Origin of the sequence: Methylocystis sp. JAN1, from assembly GCF_052186135.1 — a bacterium.
Lineage (GTDB): Bacteria > Pseudomonadota > Alphaproteobacteria > Rhizobiales > Beijerinckiaceae > Methylocystis.
The window spans coordinates 2,251,016-2,260,393 of sequence record NZ_CP181499.1; the positions used below are offsets into that span (position 1 = coordinate 2,251,016).

Below are 9,378 nucleotides of genomic sequence, written 5' to 3' on the forward strand. Positions count from 1 at the left end.
GTTCCGGTTCGCCACTCTCCCAGCGTCCGAATTCAGAAATGGCGGGGAGAGCCCAAATGTTCGCCACCATTCAACGCTTGATCGTGCAGGAAACCCGGGTCGTCGCTCCGGCTGGACGGCTTGCGCCCGAGGCCAATCTCTACGACCTCGGATTGACGTCCTTCCACGCGGCGCGCCTGCTCGTCGCTATCGAGCGCGAATTCAAAGTCAGGTTTCCGGCCGCGGCGCTCAATCGCAAGGCCATGTCGTCCGTCGAGGCGATCGCCAAGTCGGTGCTGGCGCTGTGGCAGCTTGAGATGGCGCCGCCGAAAAGTTTACGCATCGCCGCATAGAGGCGCCCGCGCGAGAACCGCTACCTCTTTTCCTCCCAGCCTCCCACGCCCGGCTTCTTAAGCCGGGCTTTTTTCCTGGTGCGACGCGCAACGACAGGCTCGGCTGTATCAAATAAGGTTAACCTTCTGGACATTTTCCGAGCGCAGCCTCGCTCCCATATAAAAAAACAAAATCTTGGGTAGAGAGACGAGCAAGCAGGAATAATGCGATGTTATCGCTGCTAAGACGAACGGATTCCTCTGCCGCCAGCGACAGTCGCGATGCGATGAGCGTGTCGGATCAGGCCACCGGCTCCAATCCGCCCGCCGTCATGGACGGCGGAGACGGCGAAACGCGCGCGCCGCGCCGCGGCCAACCGTTGATCGGCCTCGCGCTGGGCGCCGGCGCCGCGCGCGGATGGTCCCATATCGGCGTTTTGCGGGAGCTGGCGGAGCACGGCATTCAGCCCGACATCGTCGCGGGCACGTCCATCGGCGCGGTCGTGGGGGGTTGCTACGCTGCCGGCCGACTCGACCAGATCGAGGTCTTCGCGCGCTCCCTGACGCGGCGTCGCGTCTTCACACTGATGGATCTGTCCTTCTCGGGCGCAAGCCTTATCACGGGCGAGCGGCTGAAATCGGCGCTGGAGCAGGAACTGGCCGGCCTCAACATCGAGGACGTTCCGACCCCCTTCGCGGCCGTCGCGACCGAGGTCGGAACGGGTCACGAGGTCTGGCTGCAACGGGGCTCGCTCGCACAGGCCATTCGGGCTTCTTACGCGCTGCCGGGAATTTTCGAGCCTGTGCGCGTAGGCGACCGCTGGCTCTTCGACGGCGCGCTGGTCAATCCCGTGCCGGTCACGGTGTGTCGCGCGCTCGGCGCGGAATTCGTGATCGCCGTCAATGTCACCGCGGATACGATGTATCGCGCGCGCGTGATCCGCGACGACCCCGTCGCTCAGAGGAAGGCGGCTGAGGCGGGGCCCTTTGGCGAGAAGCCGGACGTCTCCTTCGTCGATCGCATTCTGCCGCGCTATTTCGACCGGCAGGCCGGCGAAGCGCCGAACGTCGCGACGGCGATGATCGACGCTTTCAACATTATCCAGGATCGCATATTGCGGTCGCGCCTCGCGGGCGACCCGCCGGACGCCACCATCACGGCGCGGATGGAGGACATCGGCATGTTCGACTTCCACAAGGCGGACCAGCTCATCAATGTTGGGCGACTGGCTGCGAAACGCGCGCTGCCAAACATTTTCGCCCACATTCCCATTCCCGGCGCAACCGCCTGAACCTTCGGCGATTCGCCGTCATGACCGTCACGCCGGCGGCGGCGCCGTCAGGCCTGCGCGATATATTCGCGCATGGAGCGGTGCTCTTCCTCAATGACGCGGATGCGGTATTTCACCACATCGCCGATCGAGATGAGGCCCGCCAGGCGGCCCTCCCGTAAAACCGGGAGATGGCGGCGCCGCTCCAGCGTCATCGTCTGCATCGTGGAGTCGACCGTGTCGTTTTCATGCGCCGACACCGGATTGGTGCGCATGTGCTCGGCGACCGACGAGTCTAGCGCCTGCGCGCCGAACGCAGCCACGGCCGCGACGAGATCGCGCTCGGAGATCAGACCCAGGACCGCGCCGTCGCCATCAACGACGACCAGTGCGCCGATGCCGTGGCGTATGAGCTCCTTCGCAACTTCACGCAACGATATGTTCGGCGACGCGGTGACGACGTGACGGCCTTTTTCGGAAAGGATCATGGCGACGGTCATGGTTTTTCACTCCTCGGCGGCCCCAACCAAAAAAACCCGCGCGCGACTTTTTTCTCGCGCTTGCGGCGGGCGGCTGGCCGGCGCGGTCGCGCTTACGCGCGTCGCGTCGAGGGTTCGAAAGCGCCGAAAGCGAGTAGGCCGAACAAGAAGCCCCCGATATGCGCTTCCCAAGCGACAGGTTCCGAGGAACCCGTCGCCTCAGGGAAGGCGCCGAGGAGGAAATTAGCGCCGAACCAGACGACAAGAAAAAGCATCGCCTGTCGATTCTCGCCGATTTGCGAAAGAGAGGCGGTCGCCGCTTCTCTCCCGTCCATTGCGCCGTCGTCTCCCAGCCGCACGCCGGGGTTAAAAGCAAAACGCACGATCCCGGCCATGGTTCCGGAGATCGCCGCCGAGGCGCCAACGACGGGCGCCGCGTCGAGCAGATGGAATGCGTAATGGGCGAGCGCGCCGGCAATGGCGCAGGCCGCGAAAAACGCCAGGAAGCGCGCGGGCTGGAGGCGACGCGCGACGGGCGCGCCAAACGCCGCGAGCGTGAGCCCGTTGATGACAAGATGCGTCCAGCCGCCATGCAGAAAGGCGTAAGTGACGAGCGTCAGATAGACCATACGCCCGCCGTTCAGCGACGCGGCGATCTGTCCCTGCGCGTCGCCGCCGAACGCGTCCGTATCCGCCAGGGACGAGAGAACCGTTTGGGGCGCCAGCGCGAAACTCAGCCGCAGGGGCACGAAGGCGAAGGCGTCATAGACGGCGTAAACGAGCCCCTTGGGCGCGAGCGCGGCGAAGAGCTCGATCGCGAACATGACGCCGAGAAGGGCGGTCACCACGCCGGGCAGATTGAGAATGCGTTCCCTGTCGGCGTCCACGGTTTCCCCTTTCGCCCTTGTTGCTGACCCCAATTAACGCAAAGGCCCCAAGTCCCGAAACGGGACAAGATTTGCTCGTCCATGAGCGATTAGGGAACGACCGAGGCTGAGCGGCGCGCCGTGGAAGAGGGACGAACGGGGGAGGGGGAACGCCGGAGCAAGCGTCCCCCCTCTTGTCTTTTTCCCTATGCTTGGCAAAAGTGACTGGTAAAATTTGTTCTTGTTCGTTCAGCAACTTGCCGGCCGCCTTAAAAGGAGCGGAGCGTCTCCCCTTCAACGTCCCGGCATGCGAACAAGCTCTCATAAGGCGCCGCTTTCGGCAAGGAGACCCTTGAAAAAGGGTTAATTCCGTTAACCGATGGCACGCGCGCTGCTGTTTACGCCCATACGGAACCCGGAATCGAGGAGCCGTTTCAATCCGGATCAGAAAGCCGAAATTCGGCGGGCGGGATGATGAGACAGCAGGTAAGCAAGGATCTGTTCGCCTATTGGAGCGAATTGAAAGGGGCCAGGCGCGCCCCCGACCGCGCGGATATCGATCCCGGGGCGATCAAGCACATTCTGGCCGATACGTTTGTCCTGGAAGTCGACGCCGAGGCCCGGTTTCCGCTGCGCCTCTCCGGCGGGCGCGTCAACGCGATCTGGATGCGCGAGCAGAAGGGGCGCTCTTTCATCGATCTTTGGAGGCTGGAGGATCGGCCGAGCATGTCCGCGGCGGTGACGACGGTCGTCGACGGCGTCACGCCGGTCGTCGCAGGAACGAAAACGCAGGTGGAAGGCCATGCGCCGCTGGAGCTCGAACTGCTTCTTCTGCCGCTGCGGCATTTCGGCAAGACGCATTCCCGGGTGCTCGGCGCCCTGTCGCCCGTTTACCATCCTGAGTGGCTCGGCCAGTTGCGCTCCGGTCCTCTGGAGCTGGTTTCGCTGCGGGTGTTGGAAACCGCGGCGCCGCGCGCAACAATCTCGGATCCTAAGCCTTTTCCATTTGCGAAAACGGTTCGGACGGGGCCGCGCCTCATCGTTTGCAATGGCGATAAGCTATGATCGTTGCTTTCATTTCAATCGGAGGCGTAAGCAATCTTTAATTGGGTCGGCGGTATTGTCTCGAAACTCAATGCGGAAGTACGACCGGACATGGCCGCAATTCAACCCCAATTGAATTACCTTTACGACTCTCGGGAGAACCGCCGGTTCCAGCGAGTCCCTGTGACCCTTTTCGGACGCTACATGCTTGAGTCGCGGCGCGAATATCCGTGCCAGACCGTCGAAATGTCGCCGGGCGACATGACTTTGTTCGCTCCCGTAAAGGCGCAGATCGGCGAAAAGGTCGTCGTTTATCTCGACGAGATCGGCCGCTTTGCGGGCGTCGCCATGCGCCAGACGGATGTCGGTTTCGCGCTGTCGATGAATCTCCCCCCGATGAAGCGCGACAAGCTGGCGGATCAGCTCACCTGGTTCGCGAACCGTCACGCCTTCAATCTGCCGGAAGACCGCCGGCACGAGCGTATCGTGCCGCTGATGCAGCGCACCCTGCTGCGGCTTCCCGAGGGGCACGAGATCATCGCCAAGATCAAGGACATTTCGCTTTCGGGCGTCGGCATAGAGACCGAGGCGCGTCCCTATCTCGGCGCGAAAATCGTCATCGGCACGACGCCCGCCGTCGTGGTCCGCCATTTCGAGGGCGGGATCGGCGCGGAATTCGAAAAGCCGTTCAATCCCGGCGACATCGACGAATCGACGCGGCTCTGATCGCGCTAAAATCTTGCGCGCGGCCCGGTATTGGATTTCAATTCAGCTTTGAACGCTTCGCCGGCCCGGCGAGAGCGACAGTGGATTTGAGCGTCTCGCCATGCAGGATCGAAGGCATGTGGCCTGGCTCTACAGCCAGTTGCCGGAGCTGGTGCGGGACGGAGTCATCCCCCAGGAATCCGTCGACCGACTCCATCGGCGTTTCGGCGAAATCGAGCAGAGCGGCCGAAGCCGCGCCGTCGTCCTGTTCGGCATCCTCGGCGCCGCGCTGATCGGCGGCGGCGTCATCCTGTTGCTCGCGCATAATTGGGACGACCTGAGCCGCGCGACGCGGACGGCGTTGTCCTTCGCGCCGATGCTCGTCGGACAGGGGCTCTGCGGCTGGACCCTTGCGCGCCGGCCCGACAGCGTCGCCTGGCGCGAGGGGGCGGGCACCTTCCTCACCCTCGCCGTCGGCAGCTCCATCGCCCTCGTCGCCCAGACCTACCATCTCGGCGGCAGCTTCGAGGATTTTCTGCTGAGCTGGGCGCTGCTCGCCCTTCCGGTGGCCTATCTGATGCGCGCGACTCTCCCGGCGCTCCTCTATCTCATCGCGATCGCGGCCTGGGCTGGCATGACCTATCCCTCCGCCTGGCTCGGGATCAGAACCGCCTTCACCCGGGGGCTGAGCTATTGGGGCCTTCTGGCGCTCGCGCTGCCCTGGTGGTTTCTCCAGATCAGGGAGGGACGCTATCGCTCGCAGGTCGCGCTCTTCGGATGGAGCCTCGCGCTCACAATGCCGGTCGGATATTTCCTGACGCTGGAGGAGCGCGCCATCGGCGGCTTCTGGCCCGTCTGGCACAGCGCTTTCTGGACGGCGCTCTTCCTCGCCGGAAAGAAATGGTGGGGAGACGCCGCATCCTCTGGTCACCGCCCCCTGCAGATTGTCGGCGCGCTCGGCGCGCTCGGCCTCGCCCTGGCGCTGACCTTCGAGGACGTCTGGCGAATTCGCGAGAGCGCGCAAGGGATCAATACGGGACTCTTCATCGCGATTGCATGGCTGCTCGCGAGTCTCGCATTGTGGGGCGACAGCCTGCGCCGAGGCGCGCTGTCGTCCGCGTCCCTTCTGGGCGCGCTGCCGCTCATCGCGGGCGCCGCCTACGGGCTCGCGCCGGCGTCGCCCTGGGCGGCCGTCGCCTTGATGAACCTCTATGTTTTCGGCCTTGGCGTCGGCGTGCTGTCGGCTGGCGTGCGTTCGCATGCTTTGGGGACAATGAACGCGGGCATGATGATCCTGTCGGCGCTCATCTTTTGTCGCTTCTTCGATTCCGACATCGGCTTCGTCGCGCGCGGCGTCGGTTTCATTCTGATCGGCGTCGGGTTCCTGGCCGCAAATCTCGTGATGCTGCGTAAACGCGGAGAGGCGAAATGAAGCGCGCCTGGATATTCGCGGCTTTCCTCGTCGTCTGCCTCATTCAGATCGCGGCGCCCGCGAGCATGATCTGGAAACAGGAGCGCGCGCTCGCCTACGGTCAGCCGTTCAAGTTCCGCACGGCGCCGGTCGATCCCTATGACGCTTTTCGCGGCAAATATGTCGCGCTGAGTTTTCGAGAGGGGCTTCCCAAGCTGTCGGCGAACATCCCTCCGTCTTACCGGGGAAAGGTCTATGCGCCGATCACCGTCGGCGACGACGGTTTCGCGCGCTGCGGCGACGCGGCGCTCGCGCCTCCGCAAGGCGGGCCTTATCTGACGCTGAACGTCGAGAGCGGCTATCCCGATCAGGTCCTGTCCTTGCCCTTCGACCGCTATTACATGGAGGAAGCGAAGGCGCCGGCGGCGGAGACCGCTTATACGCAAGCGACGCGCGAAAAAGATGCCTATGTCGTCGTGCGCATCCTCGACGGCGCCTGGGCCGTCGAGGACCTTTATGTCGGCGGCAAACCCATCAGCGATGCGTTGAGCGAGGCTGAAAAGGCGCGCTGACCCTATTTGCCCATGCCTTTTTTCATTTTCTGAAGCCCTTGGGCGCAGCCGACGCTCATCTGCTCCTTGTGGCTCTTGAGACACTGAAGAATGCGGCCGCCGCCCATCTGGACGCCAGCGCAAAGACGCTCGACGTCGTCCTTGCAATAAGTGAGCACCGCGCTGTCAAGCGCCACGGCGGGCTGTGCGACTGTAAGCAGCGAGAGCGGGATAATGGCGAGCGCCAAGCAGCGGGCGTTCATGTGCGATCTCCTAAAATGGACAGTCCGCCGCGTAGTTAGCGAAAGCGGCGCTCTGGACTATAACAGCGTCTCTGTGACTTGGGTCAATGCGCGGCGCGGCAGGGATCGCTATTGGCAGACATCCCAAAAGCCCTGCGACGCGTTGTCGTCCGTGTAATACCAGCACAGACCGTTCGCAGGCGCCGCGACAGTCGCGTAGCCAACGGCGTCCGCCGCCGACAGGACGCCGACCGCTGCGCCTGCGGCGATGGCGCCGCCAGGCGGCCAGGCATAGGGCCGTCGCCAGGCGCCGACATAAGCGCCGCCGCGATAGCCGACGACCGGACCGACGCGCGCGAAGCCGCGCACAAAAGTGACGGCCGGTTCAGGGTCCAGCATGGCTACGACCGGCGACGCGCCGGCGCTCCCGGCGAAAAACGCGGCAGCCCCGCAAAGCAAATGACAGATCGCCCGCTTCAACATCACGCCCTCCCGACAAAGTGGGTTTCCCGAGCGTGAGCAAAGAGGCGGCTGGAGGAAAAAGCAAAGCTCTCTTCGCTTTTTGGCGACCAGGCCCTCTCCAGGTTCGAGAGAATTGCCGTCAATTCATCCGCCGCCGATCCCTTCAATGATCCGACCTGCGCCGTCGCAGCGCGGGCAGGGGGCGTCGAACTGCGCGCCGGTGTCGGGATCGGTCTTTTTTCCCGTGCCATGGCATTCGGGACAGACATCCTCGCCGGTCGCGGGCGCGCCGGGAGCAGGGTCGTCTTCAGGGGTTCTTTGTCTGGGAGGAATTGGTTGCATGACCTGCATCGCTTTCCAACGGGATTTGGGAGACATAGCGCGCCGCAGCGGCAGGTCGCCATCCGTCTCGTGCGCGGGCGCACATCAGTCCCCCGCGACGCTGTGCGATCAACGTTCCTGACGCTATTTCGCGTCATCGAAGCGGGTAGTTTCATGAAACAGACCTATTCCACTTCGTCGGGCATTGCGCTGGCGGTCGCCGTCTGGTCGCCCGCGGCGGGACAAAATCGCGTATGGATTTCCACGCATGGGGTCGATGGGCCGAGTTGCCGGGTGACGGGGCCGTGGCGGGGGAATGACGGCCAATCGGCCATGCGCCGTCGAACGGCGACACGGCGCAGATTCGCGAAACTGATCTGACCCGACTCAGACGGGACGCTCTTTCCGTGTCCTTGCAAGGCGACTTGCCGGACTCTGCTTGTGGGCGAGCGTCATCCAAACGTCATCGATCAGGCGCATCCTTTCGCGCGGTGGAAAGGGGCTGCGGATCCTTCCGCAGGCGCAGCCATGCCCAAGCTGGTTTCCGCGATAACTGCACTTGTCGTCGGCTATCTTGGCGGCGCGGGGCTGGGCGCCGAGCTCTATGGCTTTGTGTCAGACAGGGAACTCACCATCGTCCTTGTCGCGGCGCTGGCGGCCGGTCCATTTGGCGCGCTGCTGGGGCTGCTTTTTACGCGAACGCCGTCCCGCGCAGAGCCGGCCAAATCTGCCGAATGAACATTCGAAATTTCCTGCGAAAAACGCTTCAGGCGCATTCGGACCGACTCGCTCGTCAAACGTCGAGCAATCGCGCCAGCAAAGCCTCGAACAGCTTCTGCGGCGTGATCCGTTTCAGCGCGAACAGCAAACGCTGTTTCGGCATGGCCACGACGTAGCGCGCTTTCGGATCAGGATCGTTCAATATCTGCTCGACGAGCGCTGCGACAGGCTCCGGCGTGGGGGCGACGGCGGCGTAGCGACTCCGGCGTGCGAGGAAACGCTCGAAGGCCACCTGGTAGACGCTCCCCGCGGGCGCGGCCGTGCGGCGCTTGGCGTCTATCTCGGATTTGAAGTCGCCGGGCTCGACGAGCGCCACGCGAACGCCAAAGGGACGCGTTTCGTATCGCATGCTTTCCGTCAAGCCCGCGAGCGCGAATTTGCTGGCGCTGTATAGGCCGGTGAACGGAACGCCGGCGATCCCCGCGAGCGATCCCATATTGACGATATGCCCGCCGCCATTCGCGCGCATCGCCGGCATGGCCGCCTGGCAGACGCGGAGGGCGCCGAAGAAATTCGTTTCGAACAGAGCCTTCGCCGCCTCTATCGGCGTGTCCTCGACGGCGCCGCGCATGGAGAAACCCGCATTGTTGACGATCGCGTCGAGTCGGCCCGCACGGCGGATAATGTCGGCGACGCCGCGTTCGACGGAAGCCGCGTCGTCGACATCCATGGTCACCATTTCAACGCCATCGACCATCTCGCCATCCCGCGCGCGACGGCCGGCGCCGAAGACGCGCCACTCTCGCGTCGCAAGATGCCGCGCGCAAATTAGCCCGATGCCCGATGTCGCGCCCGTTACAAGAACCACGCGCGCCGTCGTCTCCGTCATGCTGGCTTCCATTCTTCTCTGGCCGTAACGGACTTGTGCAGGCGAAAGATCAAGAAAGAGTCACGCTTTCCGTGCGCTCCGACAACATCGGCTCGCCATCTGAGCA

13 protein-coding genes are annotated in these 9,378 nt (G+C 63.8%); 7 read left to right on the forward strand and 6 right to left on the reverse strand.

The features are described 5' to 3' along the window. Window positions 1–56 precede the first annotated feature (56 nt). The gene (locus tag ACNHKD_RS10660) at window positions 57–332 is read left to right on the forward strand and encodes a phosphopantetheine-binding protein (protein ID WP_442753464.1); all 276 of its coding nucleotides are present in this window, start codon (window positions 57–59) and stop codon (window positions 330–332) included. Window positions 333–598: 266 nt separating this feature from the next. Beyond that, the gene (locus ACNHKD_RS10665; RefSeq protein WP_442753465.1) at window positions 599–1,603 is read left to right on the forward strand and encodes a patatin-like phospholipase family protein; all 1,005 of its coding nucleotides are present in this window, start codon (window positions 599–601) and stop codon (window positions 1,601–1,603) included. 47 nt (window positions 1,604–1,650) lie between these two features. Here ACNHKD_RS10665 and ACNHKD_RS10670 read toward each other — a convergent pair whose 3' ends face one another. Continuing rightward, on the reverse strand, window positions 1,651–2,082 hold the full coding sequence (locus ACNHKD_RS10670) for a CBS domain-containing protein (protein WP_442753466.1): 432 nt from the start codon (window positions 2,080–2,082) through the stop codon (window positions 1,651–1,653). Window positions 2,083–2,174: 92 nt separating this feature from the next. Continuing rightward, a complete protein-coding gene (locus ACNHKD_RS10675) occupies window positions 2,175–2,948 on the reverse strand; it encodes a rhomboid family intramembrane serine protease (RefSeq protein WP_442753467.1) in 774 nt (257 codons plus the stop codon). A gap of 450 nt (window positions 2,949–3,398) precedes the next feature. Here ACNHKD_RS10675 and ACNHKD_RS10680 point away from each other — a divergent pair, with 450 nt between their 5' ends. The 4 genes from ACNHKD_RS10680 (at window position 3,399) to ACNHKD_RS10695 (ending at window position 6,659) form a co-directional block, all read left to right on the forward strand. After that, window positions 3,399–3,992, forward strand: a complete 594-nt coding sequence (locus ACNHKD_RS10680) for a PAS domain-containing protein (protein WP_442753468.1) — start codon at window positions 3,399–3,401, stop codon at window positions 3,990–3,992. A gap of 90 nt (window positions 3,993–4,082) precedes the next feature. Next, a complete protein-coding gene (locus ACNHKD_RS10685) occupies window positions 4,083–4,697 on the forward strand; it encodes a PilZ domain-containing protein (RefSeq protein ID WP_442753469.1) in 615 nt (204 codons plus the stop codon). 100 nt (window positions 4,698–4,797) lie between these two features. Continuing rightward, a complete protein-coding gene (locus tag ACNHKD_RS10690; protein ID WP_442753470.1) occupies window positions 4,798–6,108 on the forward strand; it encodes a DUF2157 domain-containing protein in 1,311 nt (436 codons plus the stop codon). After that, window positions 6,105–6,659, forward strand: coding sequence for a GDYXXLXY domain-containing protein (locus tag ACNHKD_RS10695; protein ID WP_442753471.1), 555 nt, complete (start codon window positions 6,105–6,107; stop codon window positions 6,657–6,659). Before ACNHKD_RS10690 ends, ACNHKD_RS10695 begins: the two co-directional genes overlap by 4 nt. Window positions 6,660–6,661: 2 nt before the next feature. On the opposite strand, the gene ACNHKD_RS10700 is transcribed toward ACNHKD_RS10695, so the two are convergent. The 3 genes from ACNHKD_RS10700 to ACNHKD_RS10710 all read right to left on the reverse strand — a co-directional run bounded on the left by ACNHKD_RS10700 (window position 6,662) and on the right by ACNHKD_RS10710 (window position 7,684). Continuing rightward, on the reverse strand, window positions 6,662–6,901 hold the full coding sequence (locus ACNHKD_RS10700) for a cysteine rich repeat-containing protein (protein ID WP_442753472.1): 240 nt from the start codon (window positions 6,899–6,901) through the stop codon (window positions 6,662–6,664). A 108-nt stretch (window positions 6,902–7,009) separates the two neighbouring features. Beyond that, the gene (locus tag ACNHKD_RS10705; protein ID WP_442753473.1) at window positions 7,010–7,363 is read right to left on the reverse strand and encodes a hypothetical protein; all 354 of its coding nucleotides are present in this window, start codon (window positions 7,361–7,363) and stop codon (window positions 7,010–7,012) included. A 123-nt stretch (window positions 7,364–7,486) separates the two neighbouring features. Next, window positions 7,487–7,684 carry a hypothetical protein gene (locus ACNHKD_RS10710; protein ID WP_442753474.1) on the reverse strand — a complete coding sequence of 66 codons (198 nt, stop codon included), beginning with the start codon at window positions 7,682–7,684 and terminating at the stop codon, window positions 7,487–7,489. 507 nt (window positions 7,685–8,191) lie between these two features. Between ACNHKD_RS10710 and ACNHKD_RS10715 the strand changes: the two genes are divergently transcribed. Then, window positions 8,192–8,401: a hypothetical protein gene (locus ACNHKD_RS10715; protein ID WP_442753475.1), complete on the forward strand. Its 210-nt coding sequence runs from the start codon at window positions 8,192–8,194 to the stop codon at window positions 8,399–8,401. Between the two features lie 55 nt (window positions 8,402–8,456). On the opposite strand, the gene ACNHKD_RS10720 is transcribed toward ACNHKD_RS10715, so the two are convergent. Beyond that, a complete protein-coding gene (locus ACNHKD_RS10720) occupies window positions 8,457–9,272 on the reverse strand; it encodes an SDR family oxidoreductase (protein ID WP_442753476.1) in 816 nt (271 codons plus the stop codon). Between the last annotated feature and the right edge of the window lie 106 nt (window positions 9,273–9,378).